This is a genomic window from Aestuariibacter sp. GS-14 (assembly GCF_006494365.1).
GTDB lineage: Bacteria > Pseudomonadota > Gammaproteobacteria > Enterobacterales > Alteromonadaceae > Alteromonas > Alteromonas mangrovi.
In genome coordinates, this window is record NZ_VHIP01000017.1 from 14,650 (window position 1) to 35,999 (window position 21,350).

General features: G+C 49.2%; 24 protein-coding genes. 16 read left to right on the plus strand and 8 right to left on the minus strand.

Annotated elements, in window-relative coordinates; genetic code table 11:
* Positions 1-141 precede the first annotated feature (141 nt).
* The gene (locus FJ444_RS19030) at positions 142-339 is read left to right on the plus strand and encodes a hypothetical protein (protein ID WP_219993924.1); all 198 of its coding nucleotides are present in this window, start codon (positions 142-144) and stop codon (positions 337-339) included.
* Between the two features lie 21 nt (positions 340-360).
* On the opposite strand, the gene FJ444_RS19035 is transcribed toward FJ444_RS19030, so the two are convergent.
* The 4 genes from FJ444_RS19035 to FJ444_RS19050 form a co-directional block, all read right to left on the minus strand.
* Complete coding sequence (locus FJ444_RS19035; RefSeq protein ID WP_140961126.1) at positions 361-894, minus strand: PH domain-containing protein; 534 nt, start codon at positions 892-894, stop codon at positions 361-363.
* A gap of 80 nt (positions 895-974) precedes the next feature.
* The gene (locus tag FJ444_RS19040) at positions 975-1,457 is read right to left on the minus strand and encodes a DUF3299 domain-containing protein (RefSeq protein WP_140961128.1); all 483 of its coding nucleotides are present in this window, start codon (positions 1,455-1,457) and stop codon (positions 975-977) included.
* A 71-nt stretch (positions 1,458-1,528) separates the two neighbouring features.
* Positions 1,529-2,062: an inorganic diphosphatase gene (gene ppa, locus FJ444_RS19045; protein ID WP_140961130.1), complete on the minus strand. Its 534-nt coding sequence runs from the start codon at positions 2,060-2,062 to the stop codon at positions 1,529-1,531.
* 118 nt (positions 2,063-2,180) lie between these two features.
* Entirely contained in the window at positions 2,181-3,149 is a 969-nt protein-coding gene (locus FJ444_RS19050) for a class 1 fructose-bisphosphatase (RefSeq protein WP_140961131.1), read from the minus strand.
* Between the two features lie 202 nt (positions 3,150-3,351).
* On the opposite strand from FJ444_RS19050, the gene mpl reads away from it, so the two are divergent.
* Genes mpl through FJ444_RS19065 form a run of 3 tightly spaced genes read left to right on the plus strand, consistent with a single transcriptional unit; the run spans position 3,352 to position 6,155 of the window.
* Entirely contained in the window at positions 3,352-4,704 is a 1,353-nt protein-coding gene (mpl, locus tag FJ444_RS19055) for a UDP-N-acetylmuramate:L-alanyl-gamma-D-glutamyl-meso-diaminopimelate ligase (RefSeq protein WP_140961132.1), read from the plus strand.
* An 11-nt stretch (positions 4,705-4,715) separates the two neighbouring features.
* On the plus strand, positions 4,716-5,336 hold the full coding sequence (locus FJ444_RS19060; protein WP_140961133.1) for a flavin prenyltransferase UbiX: 621 nt from the start codon (positions 4,716-4,718) through the stop codon (positions 5,334-5,336).
* Between the two features lie 21 nt (positions 5,337-5,357).
* Entirely contained in the window at positions 5,358-6,155 is a 798-nt protein-coding gene (locus FJ444_RS19065) for a S1/P1 nuclease (RefSeq protein WP_140961134.1), read from the plus strand.
* On the opposite strand, the gene rraA is transcribed toward FJ444_RS19065, so the two are convergent.
* Positions 6,152-6,637: a ribonuclease E activity regulator RraA gene (gene rraA / locus FJ444_RS19070; protein WP_140961135.1), complete on the minus strand. Its 486-nt coding sequence runs from the start codon at positions 6,635-6,637 to the stop codon at positions 6,152-6,154. The genes FJ444_RS19065 and rraA overlap by 4 nt on opposite strands.
* Before the next feature lie 196 nt (positions 6,638-6,833).
* Between rraA and FJ444_RS19075 the strand changes: the two genes are divergently transcribed.
* Genes FJ444_RS19075 through FJ444_RS19110 form a run of 8 tightly spaced genes read left to right on the plus strand, consistent with a single transcriptional unit; the run spans position 6,834 to position 13,102 of the window.
* A complete protein-coding gene (locus FJ444_RS19075; RefSeq protein ID WP_181405237.1) occupies positions 6,834-7,352 on the plus strand; it encodes a phosphatase PAP2 family protein in 519 nt (172 codons plus the stop codon).
* Between the two features lies 1 nt (position 7,353).
* Positions 7,354-8,421 (plus strand): MJ1255/VC2487 family glycosyltransferase, encoded by a 1,068-nt coding sequence (locus tag FJ444_RS19080; protein WP_140961136.1) that lies wholly within the window; start codon positions 7,354-7,356, stop codon positions 8,419-8,421.
* A 52-nt stretch (positions 8,422-8,473) separates the two neighbouring features.
* Positions 8,474-8,626, plus strand: a complete 153-nt coding sequence (locus FJ444_RS19085) for a lipoprotein (RefSeq protein ID WP_219993925.1) — start codon at positions 8,474-8,476, stop codon at positions 8,624-8,626.
* Positions 8,626-9,876, plus strand: a complete 1,251-nt coding sequence (gene lysA / locus FJ444_RS19090) for a diaminopimelate decarboxylase (protein ID WP_140961137.1) — start codon at positions 8,626-8,628, stop codon at positions 9,874-9,876. The genes FJ444_RS19085 and lysA overlap by 1 nt, the downstream gene beginning before the upstream one ends.
* A gap of 36 nt (positions 9,877-9,912) precedes the next feature.
* Entirely contained in the window at positions 9,913-10,743 is an 831-nt protein-coding gene (gene dapF, locus FJ444_RS19095; protein ID WP_140961138.1) for a diaminopimelate epimerase, read from the plus strand.
* Positions 10,740-11,438 carry a DUF484 family protein gene (locus FJ444_RS19100; RefSeq protein ID WP_140961139.1) on the plus strand — a complete coding sequence of 233 codons (699 nt, stop codon included), beginning with the start codon at positions 10,740-10,742 and terminating at the stop codon, positions 11,436-11,438. Before dapF ends, FJ444_RS19100 begins: the two co-directional genes overlap by 4 nt.
* Positions 11,438-12,361 carry a tyrosine recombinase XerC gene (gene xerC / locus FJ444_RS19105; protein ID WP_140961140.1) on the plus strand — a complete coding sequence of 308 codons (924 nt, stop codon included), beginning with the start codon at positions 11,438-11,440 and terminating at the stop codon, positions 12,359-12,361. The genes FJ444_RS19100 and xerC overlap by 1 nt, the downstream gene beginning before the upstream one ends.
* Before the next feature lie 21 nt (positions 12,362-12,382).
* Positions 12,383-13,102, plus strand: coding sequence for an HAD-IA family hydrolase (locus FJ444_RS19110; protein WP_140961141.1), 720 nt, complete (start codon positions 12,383-12,385; stop codon positions 13,100-13,102).
* A 144-nt stretch (positions 13,103-13,246) separates the two neighbouring features.
* Here the strand turns inward: FJ444_RS19110 and cysE are convergent, their stop codons facing one another.
* The gene (gene cysE, locus FJ444_RS19115; RefSeq protein ID WP_140961142.1) at positions 13,247-14,056 is read right to left on the minus strand and encodes a serine O-acetyltransferase; all 810 of its coding nucleotides are present in this window, start codon (positions 14,054-14,056) and stop codon (positions 13,247-13,249) included.
* Positions 14,057-14,367: 311 nt separating this feature from the next.
* On the opposite strand from cysE, the gene uvrD reads away from it, so the two are divergent.
* From uvrD to FJ444_RS19135, 4 genes are all read left to right on the plus strand, one after another.
* Complete coding sequence (uvrD, locus tag FJ444_RS19120; RefSeq protein WP_140961143.1) at positions 14,368-16,536, plus strand: DNA helicase II; 2,169 nt, start codon at positions 14,368-14,370, stop codon at positions 16,534-16,536.
* A 10-nt stretch (positions 16,537-16,546) separates the two neighbouring features.
* The gene (locus FJ444_RS19125) at positions 16,547-17,785 is read left to right on the plus strand and encodes a diguanylate cyclase (RefSeq protein ID WP_140961144.1); all 1,239 of its coding nucleotides are present in this window, start codon (positions 16,547-16,549) and stop codon (positions 17,783-17,785) included.
* A 178-nt stretch (positions 17,786-17,963) separates the two neighbouring features.
* Positions 17,964-18,416, plus strand: coding sequence for a MarR family winged helix-turn-helix transcriptional regulator (locus tag FJ444_RS19130; RefSeq protein WP_140961146.1), 453 nt, complete (start codon positions 17,964-17,966; stop codon positions 18,414-18,416).
* Positions 18,417-18,485: 69 nt separating this feature from the next.
* The gene (locus FJ444_RS19135; protein ID WP_140961147.1) at positions 18,486-19,850 is read left to right on the plus strand and encodes an MATE family efflux transporter; all 1,365 of its coding nucleotides are present in this window, start codon (positions 18,486-18,488) and stop codon (positions 19,848-19,850) included.
* Positions 19,851-19,872: 22 nt separating this feature from the next.
* Here the strand turns inward: FJ444_RS19135 and FJ444_RS19140 are convergent, their stop codons facing one another.
* Complete coding sequence (locus tag FJ444_RS19140; RefSeq protein ID WP_140961149.1) at positions 19,873-20,325, minus strand: nuclear transport factor 2 family protein; 453 nt, start codon at positions 20,323-20,325, stop codon at positions 19,873-19,875.
* 138 nt (positions 20,326-20,463) lie between these two features.
* Complete coding sequence (rarD, locus tag FJ444_RS19145; protein WP_140961274.1) at positions 20,464-21,345, minus strand: EamA family transporter RarD; 882 nt, start codon at positions 21,343-21,345, stop codon at positions 20,464-20,466.
* Positions 21,346-21,350 lie beyond the last annotated feature (5 nt).

Genomic DNA, 21,350 nt, shown 5'->3' on the forward strand with positions numbered 1-21,350 from the left:
GCATATTTATTCATGATTATGCTTTTTTGATTGAATACAGGCCTGACTGGCCGATATTTCCTGCCTCGCAGCGCCGTTCACAATTTTCGCAAACACACTAACAAATTAAGTAAATGGGAAATACTGGTGGCTTTTTAATCTGTGCTATTACATTGTGCCGACCCGAAAGGCGAAGGCTGGTCAATTTATGCTATCTGGGCAGACAGCATCGACGGTTGTATCGATCCTGGCCATATAGTAGGTGAAGACGGTAAACGCTATCTCTTTGTGAATGGCATCCGCAAAGTCAGATTAACCGACGATGGACTGGCTACCGTCGGTAAGCTGGAAATGGCATAAACACAGCAGGTGGCACTGAGATTATTTAGCTGCCACCAGCTTTTCTAGTAAGGCTTCAATGCGTTTTACGCTAGCGGTTAATTCCTCCAACCCGGTATCACCTGACTCGTCTTTTGTCTGGCTGGATATTGGTTTGGCGGTCATATTGTCTTTTTGCGTTAATATGGCCTCCCGGAATTCGGCAGCATCGACAATGCCAATTAGCGATACCAGCGCTCCAGGCCCTGACTGACCAGCGGTTTCGAAGCTCAGGCGCTGCAAATTGAAAGCACGCATGAGTGGCCCCTGACTCATAGCTACGTCGGTTATTTTTTCCAGTGGGATGGATTTCTCCACCTTAAACAATATACCGCGTTTGACTACCAGCTTGCGCTCGGTAAGCGTAGCCGACATTGCGCTGAGCATTTTACCGCTCACCAGCAAAAAAATGGGGATAGAAAGAATCAGTAAAGGGATACCTATTAAGGTAAGCACTGACACCAGTAACCAGCTCATCAGCCAGTACTGTTTTACCGCTGGATTAAATGAGGCGCTTAACAGCACGTTTTCCGACATCAGTCTCTCCCTGAACCTGTGGGTGTGAATGCCTGTTATCGCACGAGCCGGTGCAATATGCAACGCACAGACCCGCCTGATTAATATGCCGTTACAGTTTTGCCTTGCATGCTGTAGCCCGCCGCCGCGATATCACCTTCCCAGCGCACGGTATTGAATACACCCTCTACCCACACCGCGTCATACAGGTTTTCTACCGGCACACCTTCGTCCATTTTGACATACACGATTTGATTCGACGCAGGGGGTGGAACGTGAATACAAGCGCCAAAAAACGGTACCAGTAAAAATTCGGTAGTCAATTCGGCGGTGCCTTCCAGCGGTACAATAAATCCCGGTAATTTCACCCGCTTATTATTATATACCTCTACCACTGGCGCATTCGGCTGTACCTGCGCCATTTTATTGTTGTGATCAGTTTTTCCCGGAGCCAGTTCATTAAAGCCCGCTGGCACTAAATCTTCCCAGTACAATTCGATGGGCTCAGCCGCCGTCGCAGTACCCATGGCAAATAACAACAATAAGCCTGTATAAATCAATTTAAAAGACAACAACTTAACCATGAAAACCCCAACAATAAAAAAGGCCCGTTTTCACGAGCCTTCAAACAGATGAGCACAAAATGCTTAACGGCTTATTCGCCTGCTTCGTAACGCTTAACGCTGTTTACAATTTCAGCTTTAGCGGCGGCGGCGTCTGCCCAACCGTCAACTTTCACCCATTTGCCAGCTTCAAGATCTTTGTAGTGCTCGAAGAAGTGCTCGATTTGCTTTAATAATAGCGGTTGAACGTCAGACGTTTCAAACACTTCACGGTACAAAGTAGACAGTTTGTCGATTGGTACAGCCAGTACTTTGGCATCTTTACCTGATTCGTCGGTCATGTTCAGTACGCCGATTGGACGACACTTGATTACTGAGCCAGCCAGCAGAGGGAATGGCGTAATTACCAGCACGTCTACCGGGTCACCATCTTCAGACAGCGTGTTTGGCACATAACCATAGTTAGTTGGGTAGTGCATACAAGTCGCCATGAAACGGTCAACGAAAATTGCACCGGTTTCTTTGTCTACTTCGTATTTCACTGGATCAGCATGTGCTGGGATCTCAATGATTACGTTTACTTCATCAGGCAGTTTCTTGCCTGCAGGTACGGCATTCAAGCTCATGCTTAATTGTCCTTTAGTTAATCGAAAAAAAGTGCGACAAGTATAAGGCCAACACAACAAAAATAAAAACCCATGTGGCTATTTTCAGCCATACTCATGGGCTATTTTTACTAACCAATTAGTCGTAATAACTCAGACAGGTCTCAACTTCTTGTTTTGAGCCGAGAATAACCGGCACGCGTTGGTGAATTTCTGTGGGCATCACTTCCATGATCCGACACTCACCGGTAGACGCCAAACCGCCCGCTTGTTCCATCAGGAAGGCCATTGGGTTGGCTTCGTACAATAAACGCAGTTTACCGGGCTTAGCCGGGTTGCGCTTATCGAAGGGGTACATGAAAATACCACCACGACACAGCACGCGGTGAATATCACCTACCATCGCCGCAACCCAGCGCATGTTGTAGTCTTTGCCACGCGGACCTTCTTCACCGGCCAGCAGGTCGGTAATGTAGTTCTGCATCGGCGCTTCCCAGTGACGCTGATTAGACGCATTAATGGCAAATTCAGACGTTTCTGCCGGCACTTGAATATTGGCGTGGGTCAGCAGGAAACCACCGTGGGTTTTATCCAATGTGTATATGTGTGTGCCGCGGCCAGTGGTCATGGCCAGCATAGTTGACGGGCCGTACAATACGTAACCGGCGGCAACCATTTGCGTACCCGGCTGCAAAAACGCCGACGGGTCGTTTGGCTTCATCCACTGTGGTGCGTGGGCAATCGAGAAGATAGTCCCAATCAGACTGTTAATTTCCGTGTTAGATGAACCATCCAGCGGATCAAAGCTCACCAGGTACTTGCCGTCCGGGTGACATGGCACAACGTCATCTTCTTCTTCAGAGGAGATGGCTTTAACATAGCCTGATTCTTTTAGAATATCTTTCAGTATCTGGTTGGAAATCACATCCAGTTTCTTTTGCGTTTCACCCTGAACGTTTTCACTCAGAGTAGAACCCAGTACACCTGCCAGAGCACCCTGGCTAACCCGGAAGGAAATTTCCTTACAGCCTGCCAGCAGGGTTCTGATCAACAGAATGAGTTCAAGCGGTGCGCCGTCTTGTTGCAGTTGAGAGTTAAGTCGTTTCATGATTTGCGTAAGCCTTTTTTATGTGTAGGGTAACTTCGCATTAAACGGGAGGCATAATGCTGGCTCTCTCCGTTGCTGCCTGCCAGCAATCGAGCCTGTATAGATTGTAAACTGACTGGGCCCCGAAAGGAAATCAGATGTTTAGGCAACACCGCAGGCTTCTGTTAAAGTATCCGGATATGAAATTACTGCAGGAAGGTTAATGCACGTACATATTTTGGGGATTTGTGGCAGCTTTATGGGTGGTATTGCCGCGATTGCTAAATCATTAGGTCATACCGTAACCGGTTCAGACCGCAATGTTTACCCGCCCATGAGCACGCAGTTGGAGTCATTGGGCATTACTCTCACAGAAGGCTACGACCCGGCACAGTTTAATCCGGTTCCGGATATGGTGATCATTGGTAACGCCATGTCGCGCGGCAATCCGGCGGTAGAATATGTACTGGATCGCAATCTGCCTTATACCAGCGGGCCGCAATGGTTACTCGACAACCTGCTCACCGAGCGTTGGGTGATTGGAGTTTCTGGCACCCACGGGAAAACCACTACGTCGTCGATGGTAGCCTGGATACTCGAATACGCGGGCCTTGAGCCGGGTTTCCTGATTGGCGGTATTCCTCAAAATTTTGGCATTTCAGCCCGTGTAGGCGCGAGCCCCTTCTTTGTAATCGAAGCCGACGAATACGACAGCGCCTTCTTCGACAAACGCTCTAAGTTTGTACATTACCGTCCTCGCACGCTGGTGATGAACAATCTCGAGTTTGACCACGCCGATATATTTGCCGATTTGGCAGCGATTCAAACCCAGTTTCATCATTTGGTGCGCACCGTACCAGCGACGGGTCTGGTATTATCGCCGCAGCACGATGAAAACCTGCAAACCGTGCTGGCAAGGGGTTGCTGGAGCGAACAACAATACCTTGGCCGCCACTGGCATGCAGAACTGATTAATCAGGATGGTTCGGCATTCTCAGTATTTTATCAGCAGGATAAGGTAGGCGAAGTGCACTGGCAGTTACTTGGCCAGCACAATGTGGATAACGCGCTGATGGCCATCGCAGCCGCCCATCACGCCGGTGTTACGCTACCCGATGCCGTTGGCGCACTCAGTGAATTTGTAAATGTAAAACGCCGTATGGAAATCCGGGGCTGCGTTAAAAATATTACCGTGTACGACGACTTTGCTCATCACCCTACCGCCATCGACACCACTATTGACGGGCTGCGCCGAAAAGTAGGCAACGCGCGTATTTTTGCTGTGTTGGAACCGCGTTCAAACACCATGAAAATGGGCGTACACAAGCAACAACTCGTGGATTCATGGCAGGCTGCCGATGAAGTGTTGTTATTTGAACCTGACAATTTAGGCTGGTCATTGTCGCAGTTGGCCAAACAAAGTAGTGCGCCGTGTCACGTGTTCAGAAGTGTAGACGCCATTATTCATCAGCTCGCCACGCAATTACAATCTGGCGATCACGTGCTAATAATGAGTAATGGTGGTTTTGGTGGGATCCATCAGAAGCTATTGGATGTATTAGCCGGTAAAGCGTAAAAAAGGCCATTATGAAAAAGTCGATCACCCTTGCCATTACAGGCGCGTCTGGCGCACCTTATGCCCTGCGCCTGCTGGAACAACTGGTTGCCGCAGGCTATCAGGAAATCTTTGTATTGATTTCCTCAGCCGCGAAAGTGGTATTTGCTACTGAAGAAGATATGAAGATCCCTGCGCAACCAGACGCTGCCAGTGAATTTTTTACCCGTCGGTTTAACGCAACACCAGGCCAAATTCGCGTATGCGGTAAAGAGGAATGGTTTGCCCCGGTTGCCTCAGGGTCTGCCGCGCCGAAACAAATGGTGGTATGCCCTTGCTCAACCGGCACCCTGTCGGCAATTTCGATAGGTGCCTGTGATAATCTGATAGAACGCAGCGCCGACGTAGTGCTCAAAGAGCGTGGGCAGCTTATACTGGTACCTCGGGAAATGCCGCTGTCGACGATCCATTTGGAAAATATGCTAAAGCTGTCGAAGATGGGCGCAACCATTATGCCGGCGGCACCGGGTTTCTACCACCAACCCAAACAGATCAGTGATTTGGTTGATTTTGTGGTTGCCAGGATTCTCGATCATCTGGGCGTAGACCAATCATTGATGGCACGCTGGGGTTATCAACCCGATTCAAAATAACAAGTATCAAAGGAAGACAGAATGTTCCAACGCGCTATTTCAAAATCAGCCTCACTGGTGTGCGCAGTCTCTATAGTGATGAGTTTACCTGCATTAGGCTGGGGTCAAACCGGCCACCGTGTCACCGGAGAAATTGCCGAGCGTCATCTTACACCATCAGCAAAGCAACAGATTGAAGCGTTAATTCCCAATGAATCGCTGGCCGAAGCATCCACCTATGCCGACGATATGCGTTCTAATCCGGATGTGTTCTGGCAGAAAACAGCCGGGCCATGGCACTACGTTACTGTGCCCGCCGGAAAACACTACCACGAAGTAGGTGCGCCAGAGCAGGGCGATGCCGCTTCAGCGTTAGCGTCTTTCACCAAAACGCTTAAAGATCCAAAAGCATCAAAGGCAGACAAACAATTAGCGCTGCGTTTTATTGTGCATATTATTGGCGATTTACATCAGCCTTTACACGCAGGTAATGGTACCGACAAAGGCGGCAATGATGTAAAAGTGCGCTTTTTCTGGGAAGACTCAAACCTGCACCGCGTGTGGGATTCGCAAATGCTGGAGCAACACGATCTGTCGTTCACTGAATGGACTAACTGGCTGGATCGCAAAATCACAGAACAGGACATCAAGAACTGGTCAACAACAGATCCGGAAGTATGGATTACAGAAAGTACGGTGATTCGGGATACGATTTACCCTGAAGACGCGAATCGTATGTCCTGGGATTATCAGTATGAACATTTGCCTACTGCAAAACAGCGTTTGCAGCAGGCAGGCATTCGAATTGCCGCGTATTTAAACGCAGTATTTGCGGATTAATCGATATCCAGTGGCTCAGGCGATAAAATCACGCCTGTGCTGTCGGCATACAGGTGATCTTCCGGCAGGAAGGTCACCCCGCCAAAGTTTACTGGCACGTCTACTTCACCAATACCTTGTGTCTCAGCATTTACCGGAATGGCATTAATTGCAAAAATGCCGATATCAAAATCTTCAAGAAGATCGACCTCGCGTACACAGCCGTAGCAAACAATCCCTTCCCAGTTATTTTCAACCGCTAACTGAGCGGATTCAGAATCGAGTAACGCACGGCGCAATGAGCCGCCACCATCGATCAATAAGACTTTGCCTTCACCAGGTTCGCTCAGTACGCGGTCGATTAATTCACGGTCTTCAAAACACTTAACCGTGGTTATTTCTCCGCCAAACGAATAGCGACCGCCGTAACTAGTGAACATTGGCTCCACCACATCCACATTATCGGCGAATAAATCACATAACTCAGAAGTGTTGTAGTCCATGGTAATACCTTTATCAGAAACATGCGTGTGTTCCGCAAGCATAGCACTGGTGTGACCTTCACAGCTAGGCGTTAAATCAATAAATTGTGTGATTAATTTCGTTATTTGACATTGTCATAAAGGTTTCGCAAAAGTGTCACCCACACTTCACAGAGGCTTTTTAACCTGACACAGTCAACTAACAGGAGCCTTTGGTATGGGCCTGAAAAGCGTCACTAAATACGATACTGTCTTGTTTCACTGGCTGTATGGATTAACGCTGAATCGCGATTGTCGCGCAATCATCTGGTTATCCCGCACCGGCGATGGCTATCTGTATTTAGTCATTGGCCTGGCCCTGATGGGATTTGAGCCTCAATACGGTGAATTATTTCTGTACACTGCGTTAATGGCTTATGGCCTGGAATTACCCGTATACGTTATGTTAAAGCGCGCATTTAAACGACCCAGACCTTGCGACTTTATCAGTAACCTTACCGCACACGTCACCCCTTCTGACAAGTTTAGCCTGCCTTCCGGCCACACAGCGGCGGCCTGGTTAATGGCTGCCATGATTGCGCATTTCTATCCGCCCTTTGCGGTGTTGGCGTATTCCTGGGCCACTTTAATTGGTTTGTCCCGCATTTTACTGGGCGTACATTACCCCACCGACGTTATTGCTGGTGCATTGCTAGGCATCACGATTGCACAGCTGAGTCTGACTATTCTGGTTTAATATGAAAGTGTTATATGGCGTACAAGGCACCGGCAACGGCCACATTGCCCGCGCTCGCATTATGGCGGCAGCCATGGCTGAGCGAAATGATATCGACGTAGATTTTGTCTTTTCGGGTCGCGAACCCGCTGACTATTTTGATATGGAATGCTTTGGAAACTACCGTACTTTCAATGGCCTGACGTTTGTTACGTCTAAAGGCAAAGTCAGTCAGTGGCAAACCCTTACACAGGCGAAGCCGTTACAGCTTATTCGCGACATTAAGCAATTTGATGTGTCTGGCTACGATGTCCTGCTCAACGATTTTGAACCCATTACGGCCTGGGCGGCCAAACAACAAGGGCTCACGTCAATATCAGTGAGTCACCAGGCTGCGTTTGCTTATAAAGTACCGCGTGAAGGCGAAAGCTTCAGTGACCGGCTGATTATGCGGGCATTTGCTCCTACCGATATCCAGTTAGGCGTTCACTGGTACCATTTTGATCAACCCATAGTGCCGCCGTTTATTATTGATAAACCAGCCATGCATCCCAGTAAAGCGCATACGCTGGTTTACCTGCCATTTGAAGAACTACGGGACATCCAGCAGTTATTGGAGCCCCTCACCGAACAGCAGTTTGTGTGCTTCCACCCTAAAATCAAAGCGCCGTCTGTGCAGGGTCACATTCAATGGAATCCCCCTTCAAAGCCCAGCTTCCGACAAGCACTGCAACACTGCTCAGGCGTGATCAGTAATGGTGGCTTTGAACTCGCCAGCGAATCACTGCAACTTGGCAAAAAACTGCTGGTTAAGCCTTTGCATGGTCAGTTTGAGCAACTCTCCAATTTACGTACCTTAATTACCCTGGGCCTCTGTCAGCCACTGTATCAACTTGATACCGATACCGTGGAAGAATGGCTGGGTGAACCAGAAAACGAAGGCATTGAATTTCCTACCGATCCCACACCAATGCTCGATTGGCTGGTAGCGGGTAACTGGTCTGATACACGACAACTCTGCAATGCGCTGTGGCAACAGGTTAAATTTGGTCCAAAGACGCGTGAAAGGCTGATGTCGCTTGCATTTTAATTTCGCTCTGCGATGATATCGGCTTCTTTTTCTTTGCTCTGGGAGTTGGCGCGTGACCAAACGTGTATGTATGCTAGTGGCACTGGTAAGTATGCTGAGTGCCTGTGGATATCGGGGTGCGTTGTATTTGCCCAAAGAAGCCCCTGCTACACCCGCCAATAACGCTGCTCAAGCAACTCCCTCTTCATCCGGAGATGTTCGCTAGTGGATCACTTCAGTTATCAAAATCAAACGCTGCACGCCGAAGATGTCAGTGTAAAAGACCTTGCCAGCCAGTACGGCACGCCACTGTACATATATTCCCGCGCCACACTTGAGCGCCACTGGAAAGCATTTGATGAAGCATTAGGCGACCACCCACACCTGATTTGCTATGCCGTTAAAGCGAACTCAAACATTGGCGTATTAAGTGTGCTAGCCAAACTGGGCTCAGGTTTTGACATCGTATCGGGTGGCGAACTGGCGCGCGTAAAAGCTGCCGGTGGCGACATGAGCAAAGTGGTGTTTTCGGGCGTAGGTAAAACGCCGGAAGAAATCGAATTTGCGCTACAGGAAGGCATTCATTGTTTTAACGTGGAATCGGAGCCGGAACTCCACCGCATCAACGACGTAGCAGGCAAACTGGGCAAACAAGCCCCCATTTCCCTACGTATTAATCCTGATGTAGATGCGAAAACCCACCCGTATATCTCTACCGGTTTGAAAGCCAACAAATTCGGTATTGCCCGCGAACGCGCCATCGCTGTTTACGAGCTGGCTAACAGCCTGCCACACTTAAATGTAGTGGGTATGGACTGCCACATTGGTTCACAGCTTACCGAAACAGGCCCGTTTGTAGATGCGCTGGAACGCTTGTTATTACTCATCGACGAGCTGGCTGCTAAAGGTATTCATATCAAGCATTTAGACGTAGGTGGTGGTTTAGGCGTAACGTACCGTAACGAAACACCGCCGCATCCACGTGAATACGCTGCCGCGATTGCAGAAAAAATGAAAGGCCGTGAAGCACTCACACTCATTATGGAACCCGGCCGGGCCATCGCAGCGAATGCCGGTATTATGGTAACCAAAGTAGAGTTTGTGAAATCCGGTGTTGAAAAGAACTTTGCCATTGTAGATGCGGCCATGAACGACCTTATCCGCCCTTCATTGTACTCTGCCTGGATGAACATCATTCCGGTTGAAGAAGGTTTAGCGCGCGAAACTTACACTTACGACGTTGTAGGACCGGTGTGTGAAACCGGTGATTTTATTGGAAAAGACCGCGAGCTTGCCATCGAAAGTGGCGACTACTTAGCCGTAAGAAGTGCCGGTGCATATGGCTTCGTTATGGCCTCTAACTACAATAGCCGCTGCCGTCCCGCAGAGCTAATGGTGGAAGGAAATACCGTTCATGTTGTGCGTGAACGAGAAAATCTAAAAGATCTCTGGAAAGGAGAGCACAAACTTACGTAAACTAGGGGGAATTCTAATAATTATTGTTGCGCTGAAATGCTGGTAAATTTTTCTAAAATGCACGGGCTGGGTAATGACTTTATGGTCATTGATAACGTTACCCAGAATGTTTTCTTTTCCAAAGAGAAAATTCAGCAACTCGCCGACCGTAATTTTGGTATTGGGTTCGATCAGTTACTAATGGTTGAACCTCCCTACGATCCCGACCAGGATTTTCACTACCGTATTTTTAATGCCGATGGCTCCGAAGTCTCTCAGTGTGGCAACGGTGCCCGTTGTTTCGCCCGTTTTGTAAAATTAAAGGGGCTCATCAACCGCAATAAAATTGTGGTGAGCACCAAAGCAGGTAAGATGATCCTGTACCTCGAAAAAGACGGCCAGGTTACAGTGAATATGGGCATTCCTAACTTCACACCGGCTGAGATACCACTGAAAGCCAATAAGGAGGAAAAAACCTACCTTATTCGCGCCGACGACAACACGCATTTTTGCGGTGCGGTATCCATGGGTAATCCACATTGCGTGCTGGAAGTAGACAATGTAGATACAGCCGAAGTGGGTACGATTGGCCCAACGTTAGAACGCCACGAGCGCTTTCCTGAAGGCGTTAACGTTGGCTTTATGCAAATTGTGAATGAAGAACATATTCGCCTGCGTGTTTTTGAGCGCGGCGCGGGCGAAACACTGGCTTGTGGAAGCGGCGCATGCGCAGCAGTTGCAATAGGCCAGATTCAGGGTAAATTAGGCAAGGACGTTCGGGTTGATCTGCCCGGCGGCAGTTTACGAATTCGCTGGCAGGGTGCGGGTACCCCGTTAAAAATGACAGGCCCAGCCGAGCATGTATACGACGGAACAATAACTATATGAATGATTTAGCAGGTCAGGGCAATACCTCATTACAGTTCGATACCGAATTTCCGGAAGTCGGCGATGTAACGGCGGAGCAAGTTAGCCAGTACTTAATCGAGAATCCTGATTTCTTCATTCAACACCCCAGCATACTGGAACAATTACAGGTTCCTCATGCTCAAAAAGGCAGCGTTTCGCTGGTAGAAATTCAAAGCGAACAATTGCGTAAGAAAGTGCGTTTGCTTAATTACAAACTCACTCAGCTAATTAGCATTGCCAAGCAAAATGAAAAAATATACCGCGCCTATGCCGACTTAAACCTCCGGTTATTAACCTGTCACACCCTCGCCGATATCTTATTAGCTCTACAGGAAACCCTGCAGGAAGAACTTGGCCTGGCCACGGTTGAATTTAAATCATTTAAAGGCCCCAACGCTTTGCCAGAACTGCAACGCCGTTTATTTCTGGAAAAACGCTTTAAAGACTCACCGTATTTCTTTGGCCGCCTGAGTGAGCACGAACGCCAGTTAATGTTTGGTGGTCAGGTAGCAGAATCTGCCGCACTGATCCTGTTGGGCAATCTTCGCGACATGGGTATTCTGGCTGTTGGCAGTCGCAATGCTGATCATTTCACACCGGATATGGATACACTGCTGCTGAATCAACTTCGCGAAGTGCTCAATTACGTTTTACCTACCAAACTGCCCTACTAATGCGCAAAGAAGCCGCAGTGCCTGACCTGCAGCTTGCTCCCGATTGCGCGCACTGGTTGCAGAAATTTCTGGCATTTTTGCGCTATGAGCGCGGCCTGTCGTCTCATACACTCAGTAACTATCAGCGCCAGCTGACTCAGGTAGCACTCTCTCTGGATCTTCAGCACTGGCAGGCACTCACCCAATCGAAAGTGAAACAGGCACTGGCAAGCGCGCGAAAGCAACACTTACATCCACGCAGCATTGCACTGCGACTCTCAGCATTAAGGACGTTCAGCAACTACCTTATGCAGCAGGGTGTGTTAGATAGCAACCCGGTAGACGGCGTTTCCGCACCCAAGGCTGATAAACCCTTACCAAAGCAACTCTCGGTAGACGATATGGCGGTGTTGCTCAATGAAGATGAAGACGAAGACCTGCTGATCCGCGATCAGGCAATGTTTGAACTCATGTACGGCTGTGGTTTGCGTTTGAGTGAACTGACCTCTCTCAATGTATTCGATTTTACCCGTGATCATCAGGTACGGGTTACCGGTAAAGGCAACAAACAACGCTTACTGCCAGTGGGGCGAAAAGCCCGCGAAGCCGTTGCCAGGTGGCTTGGAGTAAGACGACAGTGGCTTACCAAAGACGGGGAATCCGCGCTGTTTATCAGCAAACGGCAAAATCGCATATCAAACCGTCAGGTAGCCAACCGGTTGAACGAAATGGCCAAGCGCCAGGCTATGGGACAAGGCGTTAACCCACACAAATTGCGCCATTCCTTCGCAACGCACGTATTAGAGTCGAGCGGCGATTTGCGGGCTGTACAGGAGTTGTTAGGGCACGCCAATTTATCCACCACTCAGGTCTATACGCATCTGGATTTCCAGCATCTGGCCAAGGTATACGATAACGCGCATCCGCGAGCGCGCAAAAAGTAGTTTTTTATTCTGGAGTTTGTAATGCAATGTTATCGTCCGATCTATCCGGTTAAAGCCTTTACGTTTGATCTTGACGACACCCTTTACGATAACGAACCCGTTATCCGTCACGCCGACGCCGAACTGAATAAAAAAATTCATCAGCGCTACCCGGCACTGCGTTCAATGACGAACGACGATTGGTTTGCTATTAAAAAAGCACTGATAAACAACAATCCAAAGCTGGCATCGGACATGGGTAAACTGCGCTGGCAAACCCTGTTTACCGCTCTGGGAAAAACGGGTCTACCGGACGACGAACGCGCCCAGGCAGCAAGTGAATTGTTTGACTTTTTCTACGCCGTACGCAGTGACTTCGAGGTTGCGCCAGGTGTTAAAGCCGTAATGCAAAAGCTCGCAAACAAGGTCCCGTTGGTGGCTATAACCAATGGCAATGTGGATACCCATAAGATAGGCCTGGCACCGTATTTCAGTTTAACCTTACACGCCAGTGTAACCCGTCCCCGCAAGCCTTATCCTGATATGTTCGAGGAAGCCATAGCATACCTTTCCCTGCCATCGCAGCAGATCATGCACGTAGGCGACAATCTGATTAAAGATATCCTGGGGGCGCATCGGGCAGGTATGCAAACCGCGTGGTTGGCCTGTAATCGTAAAATGGATTTGCGCTCGGAAAAACTGGCTGTGTTACCCGGCATTCAATTGTCGTATCTGGACGAATTATTAACGCTGGTTGAGTAATTCCCGTCTTCCCGGCATTGCGAAGCAATGTCCGGGACCTCAACAACTTCCGTCTTGCCGGAATGGCAAAGCAACGTTCGGGACCTAAACAACTCACGTCTTCCCGGAATTGCGATGCAATGTCCGGGACCTCATTAGCTGCGCCTAATCAACAGGCTGATTATCTTCCAGTACGTTCTGTTGCATGGAGTCGCACGGGCGGCTACAACAGGGTCGGCCCACCACTTTGGCAGGTACACCTACCACTGTAACGTGCGGAGGTACATCATTGAGCACAACGCTTCCGGCGCCCACTTTAGACCCTTCGCCAATCTCAATATTGCCGAGGATTTTCGCGCCGGAGCCCAGCATTACGCCCTGACGGATTTTTGGGTGACGGTCACCGCTTTCGTTACCGGTACCGCCCAGCGTTACGTTTTGCAGTATCGACACATTGTCTTCTATCACTGCCGTTTCGCCTACCACAATGCCGGTTGCATGGTCGAACATCACGCCTTTGCCAATCGTGGCAGCGGGGTGAATATCTACCGCGAAGGCCTCAGAATTGCGACTTTGCAGGAATAACGCTAGCTGATAGCGTTTGTGTTGCCATAAATAATGCGCCAGACGATGCACTTGAACCGACTGAAATCCCTTAAAGTGAATTAGCACAGTAAGGTAATCCTTTACCGCTGGATCGCGATTAAATATCGCCCGGATATCTTCAATGGCGGCATCAACAATGGCCGGTTCAAGCAAATAGGCTTCGTCAAACACTTCGCGAATCGCCAGTGCGGGCATCACATCATCGGCCATTTTATTCGATAAAATAAAGCTCAGCGACGACTCAAAATTATGGTGGGTGAGAATACAGGCATGAATAAAGCTCGCCAACAGCGGTTCCTGCTCAACAATACGTTTGGCTTCCTGCTTTAGCGTTAGCCAGAAGTCGGTTGTTGCGGTCATTGCTTGCATATTACTTTCCCAATGTTTAAAAGCGGACAAAATACCGGATAACCCCGCGAAGATAGTAACTGTTACTTAAATTTCAAGTACACCAACCCATCACAAGCGATAAACCGCGTGGTTTTCTGCTCATTTAATGGCTAACTACATTGAATACGCGTGAGCATATCATAAAGATGACTATATTTTCACCGTGTTGTAGTGATAACAATTGCCTAACCGCGTTATTCACGAAGGCATTAAGGTTTATCGCACAACGCATTAATGGCATACTCTCATCATTAACTAACCCCTGAATAAAAATACAGGCATTTTTCTCTATGGATGTCTCCGAGTTACTCGACGAATTAAACGATAAACAACGCGAAGCCGTTGCCGCGCCATTGTCTAACAGCCTGATCCTGGCGGGTGCCGGCAGTGGTAAAACCCGTGTACTGGTGCACCGTATTGCCTGGCTAATGCAAGTCGAGAACATCGCACCCTACAGTATTTTAGCGGTCACCTTCACCAACAAGGCAGCCAAAGAAATGCGCGGGCGCATTGAAAGCCTGATGGGGCGTCCGCTCAATACCATGTGGATTGGTACCTTCCACGGCTTGGCTCACCGTTTATTGCGCGCACATTATGCCGAAGCGAACCTGCCAGAGAACTTTCAGATCCTCGACTCCGATGATCAATACCGTTTGGTGCGCCGTGTTCTAAAAGCCATGAATCTGGATGAGAAGCACTGGGCACCACGGCAAATTCAGTGGTATATCAACGGCAATAAAGACGAAGGCCTGCGGCCGCAGCATATCGAAACCCATGGCGACCACACGCAGCAAAAAATGCGGGATATTTATGCCGCTTACCAGGACGCCTGCGACCGTTCAGGGTTAGTCGATTTCGCAGAGCTGTTGCTGCGTGCCCACGAATTATGGGTAAAGAACCCGGACTTACTGAGCCACTATCAGCGCCGATTCCGTGCTGTATTGGTAGACGAATTCCAGGATACCAACAATATTCAGTACGCCTGGCTGCGCCTGCTTTGCGGTCACGACAACAATATTATGATTGTAGGCGACGACGACCAGTCCATTTACGGCTGGCGCGGCGCCAATGTAAACAATATTCAGCACTTCCTTCGCGACTTTAACGATGCTGCAACTATTCGTCTGGAACAAAACTATCGCTCAACCGGTACCATTCTCAAAGCAGCCAATGCGGTTATCGAACACAACCAGGGGCGCCTGGGTAAAGAGCTATGGACAGAGGGAGACAGCGGTGAACCCATTTCCATTTATGCCGGCTTTAATGAACTGGACGAAGCGCGGTTTATTATTTCGCAAATAGCAGACTGGCATAACCAGGGTAATCAATTGCGCGAGAGTGCCATTTTATACCGCAACAATGCCCAGTCCCGGGTACTTGAGGAAGCGTTATTACATCAGGGGCTGCCATACCGGATTTACGGTGGTTTGCGATTTTTCGAACGCCAGGAAATCAAAGACGCCCTGGGTTACATGCGACTGGTGAGCCACGCCCATGACGATGCGGCATTTGAGCGGGTTGTGAATACACCAAGCCGGGGCCTGGGTGAACGCACCCTCGCCACTATTCGCGAACACGCCAGAATTCAAAATTGTTCAATGTGGCAAGCCAGTCTGCAGTTACTTCAGCAAAAAGCGCTGACTGGGCGAGCTGCCAACGCCCTGGAACAGTTTATTACTCTGATCACATCCATGGACGAAGCCTGCGCCGAACTGCCACTGGAGGAACAAGCCGCATACGCGTTCAAACAGTCGGGCTTGTACGCCATGTACCAGGCTGAAAAGGGTGAAAAGGCCCAGGCAAGACTGGAAAACTTAGAAGAACTGGTAACCGCCTGTAAGCAATTTGTAGTGCCCGAAGAAGCCGATGAGATGACACCATTAGCTGCCTTCTTGGCTCATGCCTCTTTGGAAGCAGGTGAAACTCAGGCAAGCGGCGAACAGGACGCAGTACAACTCATGACCATTCACACTGCCAAAGGGTTGGAATTTCCGCTGGTGTTTATGGCCGGAGTAGAGGAAGGCATGTTCCCCAGCCAGATGACTAACGAAGAGCCCGGTCGTATGGAAGAAGAACGCCGTCTTTGTTACGTAGGCATGACCCGGGCGATGAAAAAACTCTTCATGACCTACGCTGAAATGCGCCGCCTGTATGGCCAGGAAAAATACCACACAGCGTCGCGCTTTTTGCGCGAAATCCCGGTGGACTGTGTTGAAGAAATCCGCCTTAAAACCACTGTATCACGGCCCGTGCCCAATCGCTTCAGCCGCGCCGTGTCTCACGAAAGTTTCGAGCAAAGCGGGTTCTCGTTAGGGCAGCGCGTAAGACATCGCAAGTTTGGTGAAGGAGTTGTGCTAAACTATGAAGGGAGCGGGGATCATGCCCGGGTTCAGGTTAATTTTGACGAGTTTGGCAGTAAGTGGCTGGTGTTAAGTTTCGCGAAACTTGAACCTGCATGAGGGTTTGTCGATGCAACAAAAGGTCCTGGTTATTGAAGACAGCAGCACCAGTCTGGCGCTGCTTCGCAAACTTGTAGAACAAGCAGGGCTTAAACCGGTAGTGGCCACTACGCTGGCCGAAGCCCGGCATATATTTTTACACAGCGATCCCGAAGACTACCTGTGCGCCATCGTAGATTACCATTTGCCCGACGCCCCTCATGGCGAAGCCATTGATTACGCAATAGAAAGCTTTATTCCCACGATTGTCTCTACGGGTAGCGTTGACGCCGAGACACGCAGTGTAATCCTGGCCAAAGACGTGGTGGATTATATTCCCAAAGAAAACGCACAGGTGTTCGATTACCTGATGCGGCTACTTTCCAGACTTGAAAAAAATAAGGGCATTGGCGTGATTGTGGCGGATCCCAAACGGCAAAATCGCACTGCCATGGCCGCACTGCTGCGACGCCACAATTTTATTACGTTTGAATGCGCCAATACGTCTGAAATTGAAGATTTGCTGTCGACTTACTCAAACGTGAAATTACTGCTGATCGACAGCGAGGTAAAAGGCGAATTACCGACTCAGTTTGTGGCACATTTGCGCAAAACCCATAACAAGGAATCCCTGGCGATCCTCGGGCTGTCTGAAGACGAAAATAACCTGCTGTCGGCCCGGTTCATCAAAAGCGGTGCCAATGACTTTGTACGCAAACCCTTTTGCCACGAAGAACTGCTCTGCCGGATTATGCTAAACATTGATTTAATCGAAAAAGTGGAAACCATTCGTCGTACCGCGAACACTGATTATTTAACCGGACTTCCCAACCGTCGTCATTTTTTCTATACCGTAGAACAATGCCAGCAATCTGCAATTAAGCACCAATCCGTTGCCCTGCTCGACCTCGATCACTTTAAACGAATTAACGACACCTATGGCCATGACGCGGGTGATCTTGTGTTAAAAGCGATAGCCAAGCGCATTGCGCAAAGTTGTAGCGACCTGATTGTGTCGCGTTTTGGCGGTGAAGAATTCTGTATCTACTTACCCAATTTATCCGCACAGGAAGCCGTTAAGCGTATAGAGCAGCTACGTCAATTCATTGCCGCCAAGCCGGTAAATGCAGAAGGGCAAGTCTTGCATATTACCGCCAGCATCGGCCTGACTACGGTTTCCTCGCCCAACATTCATGACATGCTCACCCGTGCCGACCAGTTGCTCTATCAGGCTAAAACCGGAGGGCGTAATCAGGTGGTTCACGACTAACTCACGTCACTCATCAGGCACATTGTCTACCCATCCCTCTTATCGTATTGAAGCATCCCTACGTCAGCTCCTTCATTCTCTACTCTGCAATGAAGATTAAAAAACGTTCAATAATTAGCTTGCATAATACTTTACTACTCAAGTATTATGCAACCAACTTAGTAATGAGGAACTATCAATGTCATCACTGACACATCCAATGCAATTGATTTTGACCTTGGTAAAAACACACAATCAGGCGCTCAAACCACTGGAGAACACCCTGTCTGTTCATGGTCTGAGCTTTACAGAATGGCTGGTTTTGCATCGCCTGAGTCAGTCCAGTGATCACACCATCAAACGGGTATCTCTGGCAGACAGTATTGGTGTTACAGCTTCTGGGGTTACGCGTTTACTGTTGCCCATGGAAAAGGTGGGTTGGGTTGAACGCGTTGCCAATGCCAGAGATGCCCGGGTGAGTTTAGTCAGGCTTACCCATGGCGGGCTTGAAGCGTATCAGCAGGCAACCCAAAGTATTGAGTACGCTGCCGAGCGCGTAACCAATATGATGAATCAACAACAGGTAGAGCAATGCATGGGCCTGTTATCGAGCCTGCATCTGTCTGCAATCGATGCATCCCAGTTGTCGTAAGGCGGCTTAACTGGGTCAACCTAATCCAAAAACACCAAAGAAATACAAGAGAAAACACCTGAGACAACCATGGAAGATCTTACGCAGGGTTCAATCCCTAAACACTTAATTAAACTGGCTGTGCCAATGGCGATGGGCATGCTGGTACATACCCTTTACCTGATGACGGACTTGTATTTCGTAGGTCAGTTAGGCGACACATCCTTAGCCGGGGTAAGCGCTGCCGCTAATATCTCTATGTTTGTACTGGCCCTCACGCAAATGCTAAACGTTGGTACTGCCACGTTAATCTCGCATGCAGTTGGTCGCAAAGATCAGAATGACGCGAATCATCTGTTCAATCAGTCTTTGTTTATTTCCCAGTTACTGGCCATTGCCGTATTGGCAGCAGGCTATCTGCTTACCCGGCCGTACATGGACAACATGACGATGGACCCAGAAGTAAAAACAGAAGGCGCGCAGTATCTTTACTACTTTTTACCCAGTCTGGCTTTGCAATTTTGTATTGTGGCAATGACTGCAGCAATGCGTGGCACAGGGATCGTAAAGCCTGCCATGCAGGTACAAATGCTGTCTTTACTTCTGAACATACTGCTAACGCCCGTTTTGATTCACGGCTGGTTAACCGGTTACGCGATGGGCACCGCAGGTGCGGGTCTTGCCAGTTCACTCTCTGCACTATTTTCTGTATTGCTGCTATGGCGCTATTTTCAGCGAATGGAACAGTATGTATCGGTGAATAAGGTGCAACTTAAACCGCAGCTCCATACATGGAAACGGTTATGGAAAATTGGCTTCCCTGCTGGCGCTGAATTTTTTCTGATGTTCACCTACATGGCGCTGGTGTATTGGGCAATTCAAGGGTTTGGAGCAAGTGCCACAGCAGGATTCGGATTGGGATCAAGAGTGATGCAAGCGCTACTACTGCCAGCAATGGCTATCGCGTTTGCACTGCCCGCCGTCGCCGGGCAGAATTACGGGGCCCAGCAGCCTCATCGGGTAAAAGACGCCTTTCGCTACGCGCTGATAATCAGTTGCGGATTAATGGCAGGATTAACCCTGCTGTGTTTATGGCAGCCCCAGTTATTACTTGGCAGTTTTTCTGACGACGCGAGCGTCATTGCGGTTAGCACCGTGTTTCTTACCACGATTTGCTTTAACTTTATTCCATCGGGGATCATTTTCAGTTGCTCTGGCATTTTTCAGGGGGTCGGCAATACCTGGCCGAGCTTGTGGAGCTCTGCCACACGACTGGTCACCTTTGCGGTGCCGCTTATGTGGCTAACCGCTCAGCCAGACTTTTATATTGAGCAAGTCTGGTACCTCTCGGTAACCACAGTATGTGTACAATCGGCCTTGTCTTTGTTTTTAGTGAGACGTGTTTTGCGCCCGCTTCAACGTGACACAGGTTCGGTATCGACTAGCGCCAGTTGATACTAATTCGCATAGGTACTCGCTATTTTCGTACCGGCGTGTAGTGCGCCGACACAATTGTGGCGACGCCTTCATGCTCAGCTATTACCCAACTGCCGGTCATGGTAAAGCGGTTTTCTTTACCGTCCGGCATCGTCATAGCAAATACGACACGCCCGGTCACCACCGCGGTTTGCTGATAAACTCGCACATTGAGATCGCTCAGTGTCGCTGCAGGTCCTGGGCGCTTTTTTGCGGGATCGTAAAACGCCACAACCTGCTCTTTGGTGTCAATTTCACCGACGGGAGAGACTTCAAGGTAGCTATCATGCAAAATACGTTTCAGCGTATCGGCGTCAAACGCAAGTTGTGCGTCAATTTGTTGCTGCACCAGCGCTTCAGCCTGTTCCGGCTCTAGTTCAGCGGCGTGCACAAACGACGTCCAAAGCGCCGCAACAACCCATGCCAGTAAACCCCATCGTTTGGTCTTCATCATTTGGCTTCCTTTCTTCAAACAGAAATAGTAAGCCAGAAGCTAAACGCTATTACGTGGACTGTAAACTGATGAACTGTTACCAATCATGTCGCTAGCAACACGCTGAAACGAGTGAGTTTGATCTGCTATGGCGACGATTTACTCCACCACGCTGGCAATTACTTTGCGCTGTTTTTTAAAACCGCGCCAGGCATCCACGCTGAATAACAGCAACCCGGTCCACACCAGTGCAAATGTGATCAGGCGCGCAGGTTCCAACGATTCCTGATATAGCCAAACGGCAATTATAAACATTAGCGTTGGACCGATATACTGAAACAGCCCAAGGGTGGTAAACAAAATGCGTTTTGCGGCGGCATTGAACGCCAGGAGAGGCATTGTGGTTACCACACCTGCTGCAAGCAGCCAGCCATTTAACGCCCAGTCGTTGGTAAGCATATTGCTCTGCTCGCTGGCAAACATCACCCAGTACAACAATGCAAAGGGCAGTAGTACCAGCGTTTCCATAAAGAGTCCGGGCATCGGCTCTACTGGAATTTGCTTGCGAATAAGGCCATATACACTGAACGTGCAGGCCAGCGTAAGCGCAATCCAGGGCAAGGTACCATGCGCAATAATGATATTTGCCACACCAGCAATCGCCAGTAACACAGCAAATTTCTGTAATGGCCGCAGGCGCTCCTGCAAAATCAACCGCCCGAGGAATACGTTAATAATGGGGTTGATGTAATAACCTAAACTGGCTTCCAGCATGTAGTTACTGTTAATCGCCCAAATGAACAGCAGCCAGTTTGCGCCCAGCAGTACGCTGGCCCCGGATAAGCTATACATAAGTCGTTTACTGGCAAAAACAGCTCGCATTTTGCCCATCTGCCCCAATGCCAGTAACAACACACACAATAACAAGGCAGACCAGATGACCCGGTGCATCAGAATATCCGTAGGGGGCACCTCAACCAGTTGCTTAAAATAGAGCGGTGCTACCCCCCACATGGTATAGGCCGCGATGGCATACAACATACCCG